This is a genomic window from Kutzneria sp. NPDC051319, from assembly GCF_040682195.1.
Taxonomy (GTDB): Bacteria; Actinomycetota; Actinomycetes; order Mycobacteriales; family Pseudonocardiaceae; genus Kutzneria.
This window is the reverse complement of record NZ_JBFBAM010000004.1, coordinates 32,774-53,257: the sequence shown is the minus strand read 5'-3', so window position 1 is coordinate 53,257 and position 20,484 is coordinate 32,774. Positions and strand designations below refer to the sequence as shown.

Sequence of the window (20,484 nt, the reverse complement as noted above, 5' to 3'; positions counted from 1 at the left end):
GTCCATGGGGGGAGTCATGAAGCGTTCAGTATTGACCGGGCTGCTAATCGCGACCGTCGTCGGCGTGCTCGTCGGCGTCGTGAACGGAGCAAGCAGCGCCACGGCCCCGGATCAACATCGATCAGTGAACAGCTACGTCCTCAAATACCACCCGAACAGCAGCGGCTGGGATGAGCCCGACCCGAACGCGAACCGCTGATCAGAATACCCGTATCCTTCCCCAATCACCTGCAGTGATCGGGGAAGGATCTTCTTACTCCGGGGCGGCCACGACCCGGCAGCGAACACAGTCGGCGCCCGAGTCTGCCAGAGAGTCAAGATGGTGGCGTGCATAGTCGGCGTCGATCATACCATCCGGGTATGACTCGATCGCCAGGGTCCAATGCGACCGCGCCTCGTCGAACTTCTGTCGCACCCAGGCGACGTGCGCGAGCCCCTCGTGCGATCGCGCGATATGACGGACGAAGCCGTACTTGACCGAAAACTCCTGGGCCCGCTCGAAAACCTCGGCCGCCTTCTCGAGATCGCCCGTGCTGAAGACCGCCTCGCCGAGCGTGTTCAGGATTTCACACTCGCTTTTACGCAGGCCGACCCGCCGCGCCAGGGTCAGCGCCTGTCGGCCGCAGTCCAGCGCACTCTCCAGGTTCCCCAGCGCCCGGCGCGCGTAGCACAGGCCGAGCAGGGATGCCATCCGACCGGTCCCGAAACCGGCGCGCTCACTGGCGTCGCGCACGTCCTCGAACGTCCGCTCAGCCAGACAGTGCTGCCCCTGAAGGCATTGCACCAGGCCGATGTTCCACAGCTTCAGGCAGGTGCGGCGGACGCCGCCGCCGTTGGACATCTCGATGTCTAACGCGCGCCGGCCGTGGGCCAGCGCCTCGTCGAAGCGGCCGAAATCCCGGCAGACCACACCGAGATTATTGGCGATCACGGCGTTCCGCCTCGTGCCCCGGGCCACGAGCTCCTCGGCGAGGCGGTACGTGTCGTAGGCCTTCAGCAACTGATCCTCGTTGTGGTACATGAATGCGAGGTCTACGAGCTGCCCGGCCTCACGGCCGGTGTCGCCGGTCCGACGGCTCAGCGTGAGAGCCCGCTCGATGTACGTGCGAGCCTCCGCGCTTGAACCGCGCTGCCGACAGGCGGCGGCGATGGCTTGCAGACACACGGACTGGCCGTGCAGGTCGTTGTCGGCCTCAGCGGCCCGCAACCCCCGTTCCAGCAAGGCCCGCGCGTTTCCCAGATAGTTGCGCGACTGCACGTACGGATGCATGGCGACGACGAGCTGCCAGCAGAGCCGGTGCCAGCCGTGGTCGGCGGCGAGTTGGACGACGGCGCGGAGGTTGGAGTACTCCACGTCCAGCAGCTTCATCGCCTCATCGCTCGAATACGCGGTTTTCACGTGGCTCGGCCGGTAGTCGCCGCCCGACATGCCTGGTTCGGCGTCCCCCGCCCGCTCGCCGTCCTTGAGGTGCTTGCCCCAAGTGCTAGCCGACTGGTGGTAGTAGCCCACCAGCCGGCTCTCGGCCGCGCTTCGGTCCTCTTCGCTCTCGAGCCGCGTGCACAGCTCGTTCGCACAGTCCCGAACCAGGTCGTGGAAGTAGAACCTGCCCACGGTGTCCTGCCGGACCATGTTGTCGTCGAGCAGTGTCTCCAGAACGGCTTCGGCGTCGTCCAACGGGATACCGGCCAGTGCGGCCGACGCGTACGCGTCGAAATCAGGCCCCGGATGCAGGCCGAGCAACCGAAAAAGCCGGTTCTGCTCGTCCGAAAGGTAGCGGCAGGACAGGCGGAGCGCAGACATCACGCTGCGGTCGCCGGTCTGGAGGAACTGACTGCGCCGGGCCTGGCTCTCCAGCCGCTCGACAAGATCAGCGACATGCCAGCCCTGCCGGTCGCGTAGCCGTGCAGCGGCGATCCGAATCGCGAGCGGCAGCCGTCCGCACAGCTCGACAGCCGTTTCCACCGCCTCCGGCTCTGCCGCTGCCCGGTCATCGCCGATGATCTGAGTGAACAACATTCGGGCGTCGTCGAGCGGGAGAACGTCCAGGGACAACGGGACGATGCCCTCGAGCGCGGTCAGCCGCCGTCGGCTGGTGACGACCACCAGGATGCCCGGCGTGCCGGGCAGCAGCGGCCGGATCTGGGCGGCGTCCAGCGCGTTGTCGAGGATGATGACAGCCCGCTTGCCCGCCATGTGCGAGCGCCAGCGGGCAAGCCGGTCGCCGAAGTCGGCCGGCACACTCTCCACCGGCATGCCGCAGTCGCGCAGCAACGTTTCGAGCGCCTGCTCCGGCGTGACCGGCTCTGCTCCAAGGCTGAACCCGTGCAGGTCGACGAAGTACTGGCCGTCCGGGAAGTCCTGGACGATCCGGTGGGCGAGATGGACCGCCAGCGTCGTTTTGCCGACGCCGCCCATGCCGTCGATCGCCGAGATGACCAAGGCCGTGGGTAAGGCCGCCTTCGCCTCCGACACCAGCTGCACCAACTCGGTGGCGCGTCCAGAGAAGTCCCTCGTGTCGTGGGGCAGGAAACACCGGCCCGCAGGCTCCTCGACTGGGACCGCCTCGGTGGGCGCCTCCTGCGTGGGCTCGTCCACCCGAGGCGGGCCCAGCCCGGATACAACCGCCTCGACGGTGCCGTTGAGAATGGCCGACTGCACGACACGGAGCTTTGCACCAGGCTCAAGTCCCAGCTCGTCCACCGTCAGCCGCCGCCCCCGGTCATAAACCTCGAGCGCGTCTGCCTGACGCCCGCTCAGGTGCAGCGCCAACATCAGCGTGGCGCGCAGCGACTCACGCAGTGGGTGCTCGGCGACCAGACCGCTCAGCTCGCCGATGATCGCGTTCGCCTCGCCGACTCTCAGCCGCAGCGACGCGAGATCCTCCACGGCCGTCAGCCGCTGTTCCCGGAGGCTTGCGGCCGCGATGTCGATGGACGGGCCGTGCAGGCCGGACAGCACGTCGCCGCGCCATGTCGCCAGCGCCGCTCGAAGGTGGGCGATCGCGGCGTCCAGCCGGCCGCGCGACTCAGCGAGCTTGGCCTCGTGAATTCGCCGCCCGAATTCTTCCAAGTCGACCGACGCCGCCGGGGCTTCCAGCCGATATCCGGCCTCGGTTGTCGTGATTCGCAGGCCCTCGGTGGATGCGACGAAATTCCGGCGAAGACTGCCAACGGCGTTGTGCACCTGCTGCCGAGCCGAATCGGGTGGGGCATCCCACAGCTCGTCCACCAGGCGCTCGAACGTGACGAGCCGATTCAGGTTGAGCAGCAGCAGAGCCAGCAGTTTTCGTTGCCGCGTGCCGACGACTCGTATCGACTGCCCCTGGTCCCTCACGTCCAGAGGACCCAGGATCAGGAACTCCACGCGGTCTCCCCCCACGTTCACCCGCCCGGCCACCCCGTCGTCGAACGGCCGCCCGCGAACCCGGGCCGACAGGTGGATACACAACGCCGCCGCCGAACGACGACGAACGTAGGTGACCTACACCACTTGCGCTACCGCCACTCATACGTATGGGACCCGGCCGAGTCTATCAGAGCCGCCCTCAAGTGGCTCGGAGTAGCGAAGACTCGGCCAAAGGTCCCGCTTGACCAATCCCCCCACATGGAGGACTGTATGGCGGAGGAAAAATGGGGGGCGCGATCATGCAAATCGATGAGGTGGGTTCACCGCACGCCGTTGACCAGGAGACCGACCATGCCCGTCGCGGGCTGGGGCTTACGCTCACGATCCTTCTCGTCAGCTTGCTGATATCCATGCTGGCCCAATGGGGTGGCGACATCGCACCAGGGGTGCTCGGCGACCGCCTTGACGCCTACGGCGTACTATGGCCGCAGACCTGGTCGTTTTTCACCGATCTCGGCGGGAAAATCGTTCTCCTGGCCTATCGGGTGAGCCCGGACGGCAGGCACCTCACTGTTGAGACACAGCGCCAAGAATGGTCCGACTTCTCCTGGGGGCTCGACCGGGCCATCGATTCAGCGGCCCTCGAGATCACAACATTGGCCCAGGAGATTCCCGACCGATACTGGCGGGCTTGCGATGTCGCGAATCCCGCCGAGTGCGGACCATTTCCGCCGTCGGCGAGTCTCGCCCTGAAGAACGCGTCGACGGCGCCGACCCTGTGTGGGCCCACAGTGATAGCCATCGATCAACCGAATTTTCCGCCTTCTGGAGACCTGCCAACCTCGCCGCGGCATGTGACACGGGTTGCATTGGTGAACCTGACGTGCGCACGGTGAGCGAGGCGGCCCGACTCGTGAGTCGCGCAGGGGCCGTCTTCGACCCGCGATCCCGTTGGCTGGCGGTCAGCCGGTCAATGCTCGCCCTTGCGACGCTGACCGAGATCCTGTTCACCAGCGATTCGGCCCTATTCAGCGATGCAACCGGGTTGACCCCCGGCATGCAATGCGACGGCGTGCGAGCGCTTTCGCTATGGTGTCTCGACAGTGACGTGACCGGCCATGTCCTGATCAGTCGGATCGTCGCTGTCAGCATACTGGTGATGGTCGCCGCCGGCTACCGTCCACGCTGGACGTGCATTCCCCACTGGTATGTCACCTGCAGCCTCACCGCGAGCATGACGGTGGCCAACGGCGGAGACGGTGCCGCTGCAGTGCTCACGCTGCTGCTCATTCCGCTCTGTCTTGGCGACGATCGGGTTTGGCATTGGGCCGCACCGACCCGGCCGCTCGGCGCGTACTGGCGGGGCAGCGCATTCGCCGCGCAGCTCGTGATCCGGCTTCAGGTTTGCATAATTTATACCACTGCAGCCTCGACAAAGTTGGCCGATCCGGCCTGGCGAAGTGGCCGCGCCTTCTACTTCGCAGCGAATGACCCTTATCTGGGCATTCCAACCGCCGCCTCCCGACTGATTCTACCCTCGCTGGAAGCACCATGGCTGATCAAAACCATCACCTGGTCGGTTATAGCCGTGCAATCGTTGATAGCACTAACCATCATCGGTCGCCGTAGGATGCGCGCCGTCGCCGTTGTGCTGGTCGCCGCGCTACACTTGTCAATAATCGCCGTCATGGCTCTACCCAGCTTCGGATTGATTATGATTGCGTTCGCACTGGCCGCTTTCGGTCGAAATTCCGCGGGCACCGGGGTCGAACGACGAGAGGATCATCATCATCGTGGAACCTCAAACCGATATCGGGCCGTGCGATCCGAACCAGGCGGATGAGGCCACGCTTGCCGAGTACTACGAATTGATGGTGGCCAGCGCGAAGATCGACCGCCCGCATGAGCCGACCACGAGCTATGAGGCAGTGATCGGCCGTCTACGCAGACCCGGCCCCGGCGCCTACACCATGCGATACTGGTTCGCATATCAGACCGGCAAAGTGGTCGGACACATGACGCTGAGCCTGCCGATGCTGGAGACCCCACATCTCGCCTCTATCGAGATCACCGTGCACCCGGACTTTCGCCGACGGGGAATAGGCAGCGATTTTCTGCGTACGCTTTTCCCGGTGCTACACGCCGAGGCGAGGACCACCGTCGAGGGCTGGTGGATCACTGGAGGCAGCGTCGGCGAGCAGTGGGCCCTCGCGCGCGGCTTTCAGCTCACGCACGCGGCCGTAGGCCAGCGGCTGGCCCTTCAGGAAGTCGACCCGTCTCTGTGGGCGATCGAGCCGCCGGCCGGATACCGCATCCAGCAGTGGATCGGCCATGCCCCCGATGCTCTCCTCGCCTCGTACGCAGACGCGCGCGCCGCCATTCACGACGCGCCCCTCGGCCAAGCGGTCCTCGAGTCGCCGGAGTGGACCCCGGACCGGGTTCGGCTCGCCGAACAGGTCCTGCGGGCAGACGGTGTGGAGCAGCGCGTGGTCGTCGCCGTCCATGAAGGCTCCGGCACCGTGGCCGGCCTCACCGAGCTGAAACTGCCCCCGTACGCCAAGGGTGTGGCCCAACAGCAGGACACCGCTGTGCTGTCCGCACATCGCGGCCACGGTATCGGCGCGTGCATCAAGGCGTACATGATCAGGTGGCTCCTTGCCAGTCGCCCCGACATCACTGCCATTCGGACCACGACCGGTGCCAGGAACGTTCACATGATCCGGATCAACCACGCCCTCGGATTCGTCACGGTGCGTTCCTGGGTCGTCGTGACCGGCGAGCTCTCCAACTTGGAAGCCCGGCTCTCGAGCTGAATCGCCACGCCGCCGAGTACGCTCGGCATTTCAACGACCACCGGCCACGCCAGAGCCTCAACCAACAGCCACCAAACCATGATCGGGCCAGTGTCATCCCGTTGGACGCTCCGATCACACGCCGAAAGGTTCTCGGCGTGTGATCAACGAGTTCCGGCGGGCTGCCTGAGCTGGCCGGCGAAATACCTGGTCACCGCCTACGCGTCGACTTTTGGCACGGTACAGGCCCACGTGTCTCGCCCCGGTCTGACAACACGCGAGCTGATCACCCTCGGTAGTCCGCTGCTTGATCCGCCAAGTCAGGTCACGAGTAGGTTGACGTAAGGGCGGTTATCGGCCCACCGCCCATCGCACTGCGCTGACCAGCGCAAACAGAACACGGCCGCGGTCGGCCCGGCTCCAGACGGAACTGGGGTGCCGCCGCCAAGCCATGCCGACCTAACCGGAGAAGCCAAGCCCGCTCGATGGCCGCGGCCATCCCGTTCCCGGACAGAGGCGGGGACTGGTCAGCTCCTCCCAACTAAGCGCAAGGTGAGCTTCCTGCGGGCGCCCCATAGCCGGCGAGAACAGCGAACTGTGGGTGCCCATTGTCAGCGCTTCCCGTGCGCAGGTTCGAATTCCACCGTCGGTGACCTCTTAGGTGTGAACCAAGGACGCCATAGTGCGCCGACCTGCGGAAATGCAACTTCCGCAGGTCGGCGCGGGTCTGTTCAGAGTCGTTGAATGCCGTTCAGGGCCGTTGTGCGCGCCTGTCTGCTCCCCATTTGCTCCCCGTGCTGCTCCCCGACGGCGTGTAGCCGCCACCGCGGTCCCGACCTATGCAAGCTCGGGCCCAGCCTCTTGAACCCGATCGGATCGATGAGCTTGCGATACGCCGGCGGGGCCGGCTGGCGGCGTGCTTCATGAGTATCGGCATGCCACTTGATCTGGGTGGACGTGTTCTCGACAAGCACCAGGCCGGCCAATCCTGGTTATTCGAGATCTCTAGCGTGCCGCCCGTATACGTGTCAGCGCTTGCGACGACGAGGCCCCAATTGCGTCAGCCAATCTTCTGGAGAGGATGGATGTGTCGCTGGTTGAACCCACTCGCCCCAAGGGTCTGGGTTACGGGGCGCCCAGGTCCGTGGAGGACCTAGCTCGAGTACCTCGCGGATCGCGGCGGTAAGGGCCGGTGCCCCTGAACGAGTCACGTGATTGAGGACCAGCGGCATGCCACCGGCGTCCACTCTGGGATTCCATGTGCGGCACGTGACCTGGCAGAAGCCGGACATCTCGAAGAGCACGGAGGAGCACACTATGGTTCCGTCCTGGTCTGACAACCAGCACAGTCGGTCGCCGGCGACCAGCCGCTCCCGGCCGATCAGGTGTCCGTTTGGTGTAGAGCAGTCGCGATTGAGGTACGGAACCGGGTCCTCGTAGCCATCGGGATCATTGTCGCTCACACCATGGATCTTCTGTGCGTCGCCAACGACGTGGAGTTCCAGGAGGTCGCCATCCGCGTGTGCCTGCCACACGTCGACGATCTTCGCGGCGTTCGACAACACTCCGTCCTCGTAGGCGGTGATGACGAACAGTTGGTCGGCCTTCAAGGGCAACGTGATCCGGTCCCCGTCGCGCAAGCGGTGCACTACCGGCATCGGCCGCCAGGATCTGATTCCGGATACCAACTCCTGGCAGTAGCGAATCGCTTCCTCGGCGGTCGTGTGATCCACGCGGAAGAATTCGCGGTTCGGAGCCACGCGGTGGACCGCGAGAAGCCGGTGTACAGCTTGCTCCACCTCACGAGGACGCGATGTGACAGTTCGGTATAGCAGCTCGAAAGGGTACGGCACCTCGGTGCTGAAGAGCTCCCCGGCCCGATCTTCCGGTAGTCGGTCCGTGTAACCGATCTTGACCATGTCCGCGAAGGCCGGATTCCGCTTCACGTAGACAAACCCGTTGCTTTGACGTACGCGCACTGGTGGCCCCTCACCGTTTCGGGACGACCGTGTGGTGCGACGCTCGCTCTCGGCGGAGGGGGCTATCGTCGTCTGAGGGGTCTTGACGTCTAACGTGAGTCGTCCGCCCGCGCAACCGGCGGAGCTGATCAACATTTCACGCGCGCCCGGAATGTTCACCAGTTGCGGACCGGTGATCTGCCGCCCAGTCTGGTCCCGCGAGCGCATATCGCCGTCGCCCTCGGCGCCCATTCCACTCGGCAGGAGTTCGCTCACGGCTATCGAAGTGATCTCAGTCAGGCGATGCCTGAGCTCACGGCTGATCGTCGCCCGCAGGGTGCCTAGGTGAGCGGGTCTCGGGTCGTCATCCTCGTCGCTCGGGTCCCTGACGATGTCGATACAGATGCCGTCACGCCGACCGATAACCAGTAGCTCGCCGACATGGACGGGATTGGTGAGGTCGAACGTGAAATGGGCGTCGAGTCCCGTCGAGCTCGTCCGAGGTTTGCGGCAGATCAGCTCGAGCCGCTGCGGTGAGGCGGGTTCTGAGTCGAGGCCCAGGGGCAGGATGCCCTCGACGAGAGCCGCGGCGGAGGCGCGCTCGTGGTCTTCGTCGCGCACCGTGATGGTCCACCAGGGCAAGGGGCCCCACATGCCATGTGCGGTCGCCAAATCATGTACCAGTGGCCGTGCCGTGGTGGTGCTCAACGACTCCAGTAGCGCTGCGAGATGGTTGTCCTGGGCGTGTTCCTCATCGCTACGCTCGCGGACCAGATCGCGTTCGAGGGTGCTCAGCTCACCGATGGCCCCGGTCACCCGGTCGATCTGGTCTTCGATGATCTTGAGGGCGCGGGTGATGGGCGGTCGCAGGCTTGATTCCACCTGATCGTACGTGCGGCGCAGAAACTGCCGAGCCTGGATGCCGTTGATCAGGTCGCTGCCAATGGTAAACAGGTGCCCGGCGAGCGAGATGTCGAACGGTAGCCGGCCCATCCAGAGCTCCCAGGTCTGCTGGCTCGCCGGGGTGCCACTAATGCCAAGCGCTGCGAAATTGCCGACTCTGCCGTCGGATTCGGCCCGCAGCGTCGCCCAGATGTCGGGATATCCCTGTAGCGGCGCCGCTGGGCGGGACAGACAGCCGTCAAGCCAGTGACGATCGCGTACGCCCCACCGTCGCACCAACTCGCGTCTAACGTGGTTCTTAGGGTTCGCAGCCAGTCGCCGTTCTGACCAGACCTCCAGCAAGAACCGATAGGTAGTCTCAGGGCTCCATGGACGAAGGCCGTAGTCCAGCGGCAGTGGCCCTGTGATCCCGTCGTGCTGCAACCGTCTGTGGACGCCATCAACCAGATCGGACAGTGCTCCCGATTCCGAGGTGGCGAACACCGCGCTGGTCGTCAACGCCTCCAGAACGTCGTCCTTCGAGCGTCCATTGGCGGCGAGGGTGGCGATCCGTGCGATCAGGAGCGCGCGCACAAGAGCTGGTTCGCCAAGTTCGGCACCGTGGCTCACCGAGTCGAACGCGGGGTGGGTGTCCAGCACTCCGACGATGCTGGCGCAGGTCGAAGCGATCCACTGGTGTCGTTGCCCGGCAACATCGTCTCTGGAAGGCACAGCCCGAGTGTCCCGTGCGTCACTCGCGTAGATGACAGGGGGTATCGCGGCACCCTTGGACTGCCCTTGTGTGTGTGTGTGTGTGTGGTGGGGGGTACCGATGATGTCGCGTAACGCACTTGACCTCGTAGAACGTCTGAAGCTACTGGTCAGTATCGGTGGTTGACTCTGGAATCTGACACGCTGAACCGGTTTGGCCTGGCGTTCTCGTAGGGAGGATCGCGTGGAGTTTGGCGGGTTGGCCGAAATTGTCGGGGTGTTGTCGTAGCCTCGGGTGGTGGGTTACTCCGGAGAACGATCAGCCGTGACTGGCGGCCGAGGGCCACTGCTGGTTGTCAACTTCCTTCCAGCTCGGTTCGACGGGCGGGTCGTTGACGCTGGCACGTTGCCCTTCGAGACGCCGGACAGGTTGCGCGCTCTTCGTGAGGAGCTTCGCACCTCCCACGTGGTCGTCAACCGTGGTAGGGAGGTCGTGTGCGTGCCCTTTGCATCGGGGGCGGAGGTCATCGGTGAGCGCACGGCAGTCACAGCTGCTGGTCCCGATGTTGTCGTACAGACCAGCCTCCTCGAAGCGAGCCTGCGGCGGATTCTCACCGAGAAGTGGAAGTACGAGCTGAGGCGGAATGGCCCGCTGACGTTCGTGTCGCGAGTGGCTGGTCGCGACCTGTTGGCGAAGGCCCTGGGGCGTGAGCTTCCCGGGTTGCACGTCTTTCCGGAGTACTCGCTGGACGTACGCCGGCACGGTCCAGGCGGGTTCCCCGGCGTCGTGGTCGGGCTGAAGACGAGATACGAGATCGACCTTTCAGTTGGTGTGCTCCTGCGGCGCGGCGTCCAGGTGGACGGGTTGTACGTGCTGACGGAATCATCGTCGGCGCGCGCCTGGCCGTTTCAGGACGCGCACGCGCGACGCCGACTCGTGGGGCAGGTCGTCGCCGTTGACGGTGCCAAGTTGCGCGTGCGTTGCCGCGATGGCGAGGTGGAACTGGACGCGGCGGAGTCGTGGATCGAGTCGAACAAGGCCAACTTCTACGCTGTGCTGCGGAAGGCGTGCGGACGATCCTACGAACGGGACTTCGACGCCCTGGAAGCCCAGGTGGTCGGCCTGACCAACGCGGAGCAGCGTATTGCGGACACGAACCGGATCGCGGCCAACCTGATCGGTCTCGGCAAGTTCGACATCGGCAACGGATTGACGGCCGAACTGGGCACGTCACTGAGGCTGACCAGCACGCAGCATCCTCACGTCCGGACGCTGGACGAGCCGACGTTCGTGTTCGACCAGTCAGGGGACAAGACGGCACCGTTCCCGGAAGCCGGCCTGACGAAATTCGGCCCACTGGACGCTGAGTCGTTCACACCTAAGGCGCCCCACATCGCAGTGGTGGTGCCGCGGCAGTTTCAGGGCAGGGTGGAGACGCTGTTGGAGAGGTTCCGCAACGGCGTCCGGGGATCGAGCGCCTACGCGGAAGGGTTCGTGCGGAAGTTCCGGCTGACCGACTGCACCTTCAGTTTCACGGTGTTTGACGGCGACGCGCGGGACGCGGCCGCCTACCGGCAGGCGTGCCTGACTGCCCTCTCGAGGGACGAGCAGATCAACCTGGCGTTCGTCTTCACTAGCGCGGTGCAGGAACATCAGACCGGCGACGACAGTCCATACCTCGTGTCGAAGTCGACATTCATGGGCCAGGGCATCCCGGTGCAGGAGTACCAGGTCGAGAACATCACCGGCGACAGCACCCTCGCGTACCCACTCTCGACGATGGCGCTAGCGTGTTATGCGAAGCTGGGCGGCACGCCGTACGCGATCAGCGACCGGGGACGGCCGATGGCCAGAGAACTGATCTTCGGTATCGGCAGCGCGCAGGTAGCCGATGACCGGATAGGCAAGGCGGAGCGGTTCGTCGGTATCACAACGGTGTTCAACTACGACGGCCGTTACCTCGTATCCAACGTGTCCAGAGAGACACCGTACGAGCGGTACCCGGAAGCGTTGCTGGACGCGCTCCGGACGTGCATCGCCGACGTGAAGGTGCGTCAGGGCTGGCGGTCCGACGACTTCGTTCGGCTCATCTTCCACGTCTTCAAGCCGTTGAAGGACAAGGAGGCGCGGGCGGTCAAGGAACTGGTCACCGAGCTGACCTCGGAGTACGCAAGCGTGGAGTTCGCGTTCGTCACGGTTGTTGAGGATCACCCGTGGCTCGTCCTGGACGAGAACTCCGATGGTGTGAAGGCTGGCAGGGGTACGAAGGGGAAGCGTGTTGCTCGGCGCGGTTTCGCCGTGCCGATCAGCAAGCATGAGCTGCTCGTGACGGTGAAGGGGCCGCGGGAGATGAAGAGCGACAAGCAAGGCGCTCCGAAGCCGCTCCTGCTCAAGCTGCACCGCGAGTCGACGTTCACCGACATCGATTACCTCGCGGGCCAGGTCTTCCGGTTTACGGCCATGTCCTGGCGCCGTCCCTATCCCACCAGCAAGCCGGTCACGATCTCCTACTCCGACCTCATCGCCGGTCTGCTGGGCAAGCTGCGTCACGTGACCAACTGGAACTCGGACATGATCTACATGAAGTTGCGCTTCAGCAGGTGGTTTCTGTGACAGGGGCCGAGGAAACGATCTTCGGTGCACAGCTCGCGGCGTGGCGCCACAAGGTCGAGGCCGTAAACGTGCCAGGCAATGTAGAAGGTCTCTTCGCCCGGTACGTCCTCAGCGAAACCGCTCAGATCCGATGGAAGGTCGACTCGGAGACCTCGGGGTGGCTGGAGGCGAACGCCGACCGGATGGACGTCCCGTCAGCGCTCGCGGTGCTGGGCTATACAGCGGCCGCGCAACCGGCGCTGCTTGCCGACTTCGCCGACGTCCTCGTGACCGGCATTGAACGGTTGATGAGGCGAGACCCGTACCCCGGCGACCGTCTCACCTTCCTGTACTCCGCCCCGATTCTCATCGGCGTGTACCTCGCGGGGCGCGCACTCCAAGACTGCCTGCCCTCCTTTCTGCCTTGGCTTCAGGACGTGTTCAATGACCCTCGCCGGAAGCCGAACGACGCCTGGCTCGACCTGATCCACCTGCACCTCCAAGCAGAGCTCGCCCATGAGCCGGCCGAGATCCCCGACCTCGCGAGCATGTCCGGGGACGAGCTGGCGGTCGCGTTCTTCATGCTCACCTCCGGCACGGGGACCACTGGTCTGCCGGCGGGCGAGTTGCGCGGCGTTCAGCAACGTGCGGCGCAGACGTTCCTTCGCGCCAATCCGGACGAGGTCGACGGCCGGAAGGCGGCTCTCTGGCTGCTCTTCGGCGAGCGGCTCGCGATGGATAGTGCCGAGCAGTTGGTGATCAGCGCGTCGCAGGTCGGTCTGGTGCTCCGTCGCTTCCCGGCAGCGTTGCGCAGGTGGAGGTGGGACGACGACACGCTGAAGGACCCGATTCGCTGGCGGATCGACGCGGAGCGCGAGGTCCAGGACATCCTGTGGATCATGCTTCGCGCGGTTTTCGACGACGTGGTCGACGAGGACACCCTGGCCAAGCTCGGGCGCAGCAGCTACCGGGCCGACTTCGGGCTTTCTCGTCTCGCACTGCTGATCGAGGTCAAGTACGTGCGAATGTCCAGCGAGTTCAAGAAGATCGAACAGGAGGTGATGGTTGACTCGGTTGCATACCTGAAGGACGAGCGTTACAAGGAGATCATCGTCTTCATCTACGACGACTCGTCATCTGTGGAGCAACACGACCTCTCCTGTCGCACGTTGCTCGCGGTGCCCGGGATCGTCGACGTGATCATCGTGTCCCGCCCGGGCATGATCCCTCCCGCCGACCACCGTTCAGGCCGACCTGCCGAGCGCGGAAGCCAATCGTCGAGGAAAACCAGCGCTGCTTCAAAGCGCAAGGCTTCGAGATGATACTCGGGCAGTGACTGCGAGTTACTCGGCCCATCTATTGCGCTTGCCGTGCTGACCCGTTAAAAGCCTGTACCGCGCCAGAACTCGACGCTGCAGCCGTGACCTGGCGTTACGTCAACAGCGACACACCAACATGATCACCTCCCGTGGCGTTCCGTGTCTTGTACTTGCTCGCAGTTCGGGTGCTCGGATGGCTGATGCTGCTCTCTGGCAACAGGACCGCGTTGATCGCCGAGGTGCTGGTGCTGCGGCACGAGGTCGCCGTGCTGCGTCGTCAGGTCGGCCGACCCCACATCTTACCTGGCCGGACCGGGCGATCCTGTCCGCCCTCACCAGGCTGCTACCACGCTCGCTCCGGACATGCCGCATCGTCAGGCCAACCACACTCCTGGCCTGGCACCGCCGTCTGGTCCGAAAGAAGTGGACCTACCCACAGCGGACAGGGCGCCCACTCCATCAAACCCGGGGCGGGACATACTCGCCGCGGCTCCCGAAGGCAGGCGTCCCAGGCACCAGGTTCGGCCTTCGCGGTGGTCACGCAGAGGATCTCGCCTTACACGGTGGCATGCCCCAGGTGGGCAAGGCCGGATCTGCGACGTGGCCGGCGAGGGTGTCCGCGATCAGCCCATGTGGACCAGCGCTGGTTCCCGCGTACACGCCGCCAGGGCACGGACCTGGCCATGGTCCAGGCCCCGGGACCGGGCGCATGCGGTAGGGCAACGGCGGAGCCTGACACACCGCGGTGGCCACCAGCAGCTCGCCTCGATGCGGCGCGACTCGCGGGTAGTCCTGGCCGGGAAGGAACCGCTTGTGGCTTGGCGCTGTGGAACCGCCGCCCCTGGGCAGGTGGAGGCCTCCTACCCTTTGATCGTGGAGCGGCCGGTCAGCGTCCCGATCTGTGCCGCGCGTGGTGGGTGTGGACGATCCGCGGGGTCCTCAGTAGTTCTCTCTCACGTACTCGTACGTTTTGTTGAACAACTCGCCGGTCACGGGGAGTCCGAAGTTCTTCAACGCGGCTCGCAGTTCCTTGCGGACCTTCTTGTCCCCGGCGTCGCTCTCGGTCCATCCGGTGTAGGCGACTTCCTGGACGATCGAGTCGATCCGAAAGACGATGTCCGGCACGATCTTGTGCAGGCCCGGAGGCGTATTCTCCTCGACGATCTGGGTGAGCGCGCCGCGTTTCGGGTCGACCAGTGGCTCCAAGTCCTCGAGGCGGCCCTCCTCGGCTGCCCGGTCGGCCGCGACGACGTCTTGGGCGATCTGTAGCGCCTGTTCCAGGAACGCCAGGGATTCCTCCACGCTGGTGATGGCCTTCTGGCGCAGCTTCTCGATGCGGTCGGCGAGGCTCTGGTAGACCGGGCTGTCGGACTCTTCCAGACGGCGCCGCAGCCGGCTTTCAATGCTGTCCAGGACTTCCTGGTACACGTCGCCGGGCTTCAAATCCGGTGCGTCGATCTCCGGCATCTTCAACTGCTCGGCGATCTTCTTGATCAGTTCGAGGCCAGCCGCGTCGAGCGTGACGTTCTTCGTCCGGTTCGCACGCACCGTCACACCGGTCATGTGGCCGTGGACGAGATCCTGTGTCTTGGCGCCGAGCCGCTCCCATAGGAAGGCCTTGGACACGTCCTTGGGCCGGATCGACTCGTATACCTTCGCCAGCCAGTAGTAGGTGCCCTTGAACGGGGTGAGCATCGGGTTGGGGTCCAGGAACTCCCACACTGTCTGGATCGATACGAACCCCTCGACGAAAGCGTCACGCTGGGCAGTGCCGTCCTTGATCCGCTCGTGCGCCTGCGCCAGGGAGGCGAAGCCGGAGTCGGTCTTGTCGATGCCCGCGAACATCGCGTCGAGTTTGGTCAGGTCGCCCATGAACTTGGCGACCAGCTGCGAGAGGTCAACGATGTGGGGTTCCTCTGGCTCCCCTGTCTTGGACTGCGGGCCGACCAGCGATTCACCGATCGCTTTGGCCAGGCCGATGTAGTCAACGACGCGGCCGTAGTCCTTCCGCTGCCCGGTGACGGGGTTCTTCCACGGACGGTTGGGCCGCGTGATCGTCTGGAACAGGTTCGCGGCCTTCAACGGCTTGTCCAGGTACAGCACACCCTCGATAGGGGCGTTGAACCCGGTCATCCACTTCGCCGTGACCACGACGAAGCACAGCGGGTCCTCGACCTTCTTGAAGCGCCGCTTCAGGGTCTCCTCCTGCTCGTCGGTGAGCAGGTACGGCTTCAACGCGGCGGGAGTGTCCTTGGAGTCCGCGACGTGCATCACGACACCCACTTCGCGTTCCTGCCCACCGGGCATCCGCGCGACGGCGCCACGACGGCCCAGCTCCGCGTCGATGGCCTTCGCGTAGGCCACGACGAGCCGCTGGTTGTAGGCGACGACCTGAGCCTTCTGCCCAAGCGGCGCGACGTACGTTAGGTAGTGCTCGACGATGTCAGCGCAGACGGCAGCGATCCGCTTCGGGTTGGACAAGACGGTCTCGACGTGGGAGGCCTTACCGGACAGGTAGACCTTCTCGTCCTCCTCTAGTTGCTCCTGGTCTGCCAGTTCCTCGAACGCCTCGTCCAGGTCTTCCTTGTCCAGCTCGAAACCCACCGAGCGGCCCTCGACGATCACCGGCTTGGTGAACCCGTCGAGGATGGAGTGCTCCATCGTGTAGCGACTCATGACCAGGCCGGGGTCCTCCGGGTCACCGAACAACTTGAAGGTGGACCGGTCCTTGTCCTTGATCGCGGTACCGGTCGCGCCGAAGAACTTGGCGCTCGGGACCGCCGCCCGCCAGGCCTTGCCGAACTTGCCTTCCTGGGTGCGGTGGGCCTCGTCCACCAACACGATGATGTTCGACCGGTCGCTGAGGTGACCGGCCTCCGCGAACTTGTGGACGGTCGTGATGACGACCCCGGGCTCGTCCCGCTTCAGGATCTTCCACAGTTCCCGTTTGTTCCCCGGCACCGACATGCGCGGCATCCCGGCCGTCTCGAACATCTCCGCGGTCTGCCGGACAAGGTCCTTGCGGTCGGCGATCACCACGACAGTCGGCGAACCGACCGCCGGATCCCGCAGAAGACGCGAGGCGGTGAACGCCATCAGCTCGGTCTTCCCGGAACCCTGGTGATGCCAGATCAGTCCTCCCGGACGACCTTCGAATACCTTCGCGTGGATCGCCAGCGCGGCCTCGAACTGCGGGTACCGCGGCAGGAACTTCACGTCCTGTTCGGAGGCGTCCCGGGCATGCCGGTACATCGCGAAGTCCTTCAACATCGGAAGGACCACCCGCGCCGAGAGCAGCAGCCGGGCCGCACGTTCGACCCGGGCCGGGCCGGTGAGCTTCGGGTCGTCCGTCGTCGAACCCCACCTCGCCCACATCTCCGAGTCCGGATCCGGGTAGCACCGGATCGGAGCCATCCGGAAATCCAGGCCTTCGGTGGCGACGTTGAAGACGTTGGTGGCGAAGAACTGCGGGTACTCGACCTCGTAGGTGCCATAGATGTCCTTGGCCGCGTTGACCCACGATACCTGTTTCTTCACCGGGGTCTTGGTCTCCGCCACGACCAACGGGAACCCGTTGACGTAGTAGACGACATCGAAGCGGCGGGGCTTGACGGCCCCCGTGATGGTGACCTCGTCGGCCACGACCAGCCGGTTGTTCTCCAGATCACCGAAGTCGATGAGCCGCCGCGGCACATGCTTACCGTCAACGGTCACGAACGAGTGATCCCCGCGCAGCATCACTGTGAGCCGCTCGTTGGCCGCCACCAGCCCGTTCTGCGCGTCGAGAATCGCCTGATTGATCTCGAACAGGACCATGTCAGCCGACTCCGGGTCCTCGACAAGATCCGGGTTCAGGGCAAGGAGCGCCTCACGCGCCCACGGCTCGATGACGACATCATGCTCACCCCGAGGCAAGTCGACCCCGGGAACATGCTCCCAGCCCGCATCCTCCGCCCAGTCCAGCAACGACGTCTGAATCGTGCTCGCCTCGGTGAACCCCATATCAGGAAACCGCCCCCAGCAGGTCGTCGTAGGACTCAGGGATCTCGATCTCCTGGTTGAGGAGAGCTGTCAGAAGGGTCGAGCGGAAGGCGCGCAGGTGGGTGAGTTCCTCCTCGGCTGCTCGCACCGCCGTTTCAACGGCGTCCGCGCGCTGCACGAGGTCTACCTGCTCGGCCCGGTCGGGTATCTGGATGACCCGAGCGATGTAGTCCTTCACCGACAGGTTGGTAATGCCAGTCGTCCGGCGGCTGTAGTTACGTGTCAGTCCCTGGTTCCAGTCGTGCTGGAGACGCCAGAACAGGTAGCGGGGTTCTACACGAGCTGGGTCTGGGCGCATCAGTCGTTGAAAGTCGGTGGGAATGCATGGAGAGAGCCCCGAACCGGCGATGACCACACGACCAACGGGTTGGTCTGCTGAGCCCCCTGAGCGTTCCAGGATGATGTCGTTCTCGTGAACCAGTCGCGAGTTGATCTGCTTCAATGTGAATGAACGGACCGGCGAACCGTCCGTGACGAAGTCGCTGGTGCCGGGCGCATAGATGCGAGGACCGAGCGCGAGGACGTCAACCTCGGATTCACCTTCGGGCGATCCCCAGATCCCGCCGACGACGTGCGAACACAGGTTCACAATCGCGGATTCGTGGCCGTTGGTGTTCTCGAAGGACTCGGCGAGTAGACGATTGTGGAGATGTCGAGCCGAACCAATCTCTGCGCGAAGCGCCTGCACCTGAGCGTCGACGGTAGACATAAGGTGGACGATGCGGTGCTGCTCGCCAATAGGTGGCAGGGGGACCCGCCAAGCCTCGAAGTCGGCTTCCTTCCAGCGTGCCCGCCCCTCCGAGCCGGCTCGAGAGTTCGCGATGGCACGGAGGACCGACTCTTGCCGGAAGTACAACAGTAGGAATCCGGCCAGAAGCCTGCCAGAATCTGTCGTATATAGCGGAAACTCGTTAGTCGCCAGCGCTCCGTCCAAGCCGTCCGGAACGACGTCGAATGCACCCTTCTGGGTGTCGATGCGGTTGAAGACGAAGTCTCCGGCCGTCGCACGGTAGAGCCGCTTGGCTTTGATCGTCTCAGTCGTTCCGATGCCTCGGTCGTATGCTCCCTTGCCGTACCACCGCACGCCCATTGTTCGATACTCAAGGCCGTCCATCAGTTGAATGATGTCCTTGCGCTGGGTTGTGACGGACCCCGCGGAGACCCATGTCCACTCATCCATTGGGTACCCCGAACAAGCTCAAGTCGATCCCGGCCGCAGCGAGCCGTGCGAACATCGCTTCCTCGGCCTCCAGTCGCTTCTGCCGGGCGTCGGCGTACGCAACGAGAGCGGTGCCCAGGTCCGCGGTTTCCTCGGCGGCGACCTTGATGTACCTACCGATGTTGAGGTCGAAGCCGTTGTTCTTGATTTCGTCGAACGGCACCAGGCGAACGTTCGCGCCGCCCTCGCCGTCGGGATCTTCGCCGGTTTCGTAGGCTTCGATGAGGACCTTGATGTCCTCGTCGGTCATTCGATTCTGATTCTTGCCTTTGACGAAGCGTGCCGAGCCGTCGACGAACAGGACGTGGTTCTTCCGTGCTTCGGTCTTCTGGTCACGGAATACCAGGATGCAGGCCGGGATACTCGTCGAGTAGAAGAGGTTGGGTGGCAGGCCGATGACCGCGTCGAGCAGGTCCTTCTCGATCAGGCACTGCCGGATGCGGGCCTCGGCGCCGCCACGGAACAGGACGCCGTGCGGCATGACCACGCCAACCCGGCCGGACCCCGGCTGTATCGACGAGATCATGTGCTGGATGAACGCGTAGTCGCCGTTCTTGGCTGGCGGGACACCGCAGAAGGCGCGCGGGTCGGCGGGCCAGCGGTCGGCGCCCCAGTCCGTCAGCGAGAACGGCGGATTGGCGATGACCACGTCGAACTGACGCAGCGCGCCATTCGCGTCCTTGAACGCCGGCGCGCGCAGGGTGTCGCCGCGCTTGATGTCGAAGTCCTCGATCTCGTGCAGGAAGAGGTTCATGCGCGCGATCGAGGCGGTCGTCAGGTTGACCTCCTGACCGTAGACCCGGAGGGTCCGGTGATCCTTGCCTTGCTCGCGCACCTGGTTGATGGTCGCCACGAGCATGCCGCCTGATCCACAGGTCGGGTCGTGCACAGACTCCCCTGGCTCCGGGCGGAGGACACCGACGATGAGGTTGACCACCTCTCGCGGGGTGAAGAACTCACCGGCCTTCTTTCCGGACTCGTCCGCGAAGTTCTTCAGCAGGTACTCGTAGCCCGCCCCGAGCAGGTCATGGCTTACGGTGGAGGGGTCGAGACGGATCTCGTTGAACGCCTTGATGAGTCCCAGGAGAGTCGACTCTGGGATGCGTTCCTGGTTTCCCCATGAAGCATCGCCGAAGACACCTGCAAGCGATCGGGGGTTCGCCTTCTCGATGCGTTGGAAGGCCTTCGCGATCTCGGCGCCCAGGTTGGTGACCTTTGTGGTCGCCTCGCTCCAGAGCGTGTCTGCGGGCATCTCGAAGCGGTGGTAGTCGCCCTCGATCTCGTCGTTGAGGCCGTCGCCGTAGTCCTTGAGCGCCTCGGCGTGCTCGTGGACCCAGGTGTCGCTGATCCACTTCCAGAACAGCATGGGGAAGACGTACGTCTTGAAGTCGGCAGGATCAACCGGTCCGCGAAGCGCGTTCGCGGCCTGCCAGAGGCGAGCCTCCAGGTCCTGCTGCGTGATGGTCACCAGGGGTAGGTCCTTCTGCTCGGAGTGATCTCATTCTGTCGGAGGGGTCTGACAGGAGTTGACCCTTCCCTCGGTACCGCTACCGCCCCACACCGCGAGGGCACTGCCGAAAGCCAGGTCAAGCCACAGCTGCCGGCACGTCGTCTCCGCACCAC

General features: G+C 64.6%; 11 protein-coding genes. 6 read left to right on the top strand and 5 right to left on the bottom strand.

The window, feature by feature from the left end:
* Positions 1 to 16 precede the first annotated feature (16 nt).
* Complete coding sequence (locus AB0M73_RS05110; RefSeq protein ID WP_363887019.1) at positions 17 to 199, top strand: hypothetical protein; 183 nt, start codon at positions 17 to 19, stop codon at positions 197 to 199.
* A 54-nt stretch (positions 200 to 253) separates the two neighbouring features.
* On the opposite strand, the gene AB0M73_RS05105 is transcribed toward AB0M73_RS05110, so the two are convergent.
* Positions 254 to 3,364 (bottom strand): BTAD domain-containing putative transcriptional regulator, encoded by a 3,111-nt coding sequence (locus AB0M73_RS05105; RefSeq protein ID WP_363887016.1) that lies wholly within the window; start codon positions 3,362 to 3,364, stop codon positions 254 to 256.
* Positions 3,365 to 3,630: 266 nt separating this feature from the next.
* Here AB0M73_RS05105 and AB0M73_RS05100 point away from each other — a divergent pair, with 266 nt between their 5' ends.
* The 3 genes from AB0M73_RS05100 to AB0M73_RS05090 are packed head-to-tail and all read left to right on the top strand — an operon-like array spanning position 3,631 to position 6,159.
* Positions 3,631 to 4,242, top strand: coding sequence for a hypothetical protein (locus tag AB0M73_RS05100; RefSeq protein WP_363887013.1), 612 nt, complete (start codon positions 3,631 to 3,633; stop codon positions 4,240 to 4,242).
* Positions 4,230 to 5,189: a sporulation-delaying protein SdpB family protein gene (locus AB0M73_RS05095; RefSeq protein WP_363887010.1), complete on the top strand. Its 960-nt coding sequence runs from the start codon at positions 4,230 to 4,232 to the stop codon at positions 5,187 to 5,189. Before AB0M73_RS05100 ends, AB0M73_RS05095 begins: the two co-directional genes overlap by 13 nt.
* Entirely contained in the window at positions 5,140 to 6,159 is a 1,020-nt protein-coding gene (locus tag AB0M73_RS05090; RefSeq protein WP_363887007.1) for a GNAT family N-acetyltransferase, read from the top strand. The genes AB0M73_RS05095 and AB0M73_RS05090 overlap by 50 nt, the downstream gene beginning before the upstream one ends.
* Before the next feature lie 1,007 nt (positions 6,160 to 7,166).
* Here the strand turns inward: AB0M73_RS05090 and AB0M73_RS05085 are convergent.
* Entirely contained in the window at positions 7,167 to 9,710 is a 2,544-nt protein-coding gene (locus AB0M73_RS05085; RefSeq protein ID WP_363887005.1) for a GIY-YIG nuclease family protein, read from the bottom strand.
* A gap of 277 nt (positions 9,711 to 9,987) precedes the next feature.
* Here AB0M73_RS05085 and AB0M73_RS05080 point away from each other — a divergent pair, with 277 nt between their 5' ends.
* Complete coding sequence (locus AB0M73_RS05080) at positions 9,988 to 12,303, top strand: hypothetical protein (RefSeq protein WP_363887002.1); 2,316 nt, start codon at positions 9,988 to 9,990, stop codon at positions 12,301 to 12,303.
* Complete coding sequence (locus tag AB0M73_RS05075; RefSeq protein ID WP_363886999.1) at positions 12,300 to 13,604, top strand: hypothetical protein; 1,305 nt, start codon at positions 12,300 to 12,302, stop codon at positions 13,602 to 13,604. The genes AB0M73_RS05080 and AB0M73_RS05075 overlap by 4 nt, the downstream gene beginning before the upstream one ends.
* A gap of 936 nt (positions 13,605 to 14,540) precedes the next feature.
* Here AB0M73_RS05075 and AB0M73_RS05070 read toward each other — a convergent pair.
* Genes AB0M73_RS05070 through AB0M73_RS05060 form a run of 3 tightly spaced genes read right to left on the bottom strand, consistent with a single transcriptional unit; the run spans position 14,541 to position 20,329 of the window.
* Positions 14,541 to 17,603 carry an HsdR family type I site-specific deoxyribonuclease gene (locus tag AB0M73_RS05070; protein ID WP_363886996.1) on the bottom strand — a complete coding sequence of 1,021 codons (3,063 nt, stop codon included), beginning with the start codon at positions 17,601 to 17,603 and terminating at the stop codon, positions 14,541 to 14,543.
* Position 17,604: 1 nt separating this feature from the next.
* Positions 17,605 to 18,756, bottom strand: a complete 1,152-nt coding sequence (locus tag AB0M73_RS05065; RefSeq protein ID WP_363886993.1) for a restriction endonuclease subunit S — start codon at positions 18,754 to 18,756, stop codon at positions 17,605 to 17,607.
* A gap of 58 nt (positions 18,757 to 18,814) precedes the next feature.
* Positions 18,815 to 20,329: a class I SAM-dependent DNA methyltransferase gene (locus tag AB0M73_RS05060; protein ID WP_363886990.1), complete on the bottom strand. Its 1,515-nt coding sequence runs from the start codon at positions 20,327 to 20,329 to the stop codon at positions 18,815 to 18,817.
* Positions 20,330 to 20,484 lie beyond the last annotated feature (155 nt).

Excerpts from the sequence above, each read along its gene's own strand:
- AB0M73_RS05110 (WP_363887019.1), top strand. The coding sequence starts at position 17 with ATGAAGCGTTCAGTATTGACCGGGCTGCTAATCGCGACCGTCGTCGGC.
- AB0M73_RS05100 (WP_363887013.1), top strand. The coding sequence starts at position 3,631 with ATGGGGGGCGCGATCATGCAAATCGATGAGGTGGGTTCACCGCACGCC.
- AB0M73_RS05070 (WP_363886996.1), bottom strand. The coding sequence starts at position 17,603 with ATGGGGTTCACCGAGGCGAGCACGATTCAGACGTCGTTGCTGGACTGG.
- AB0M73_RS05065 (WP_363886993.1), bottom strand. The coding sequence starts at position 18,756 with ATGGACGGCCTTGAGTATCGAACAATGGGCGTGCGGTGGTACGGCAAG.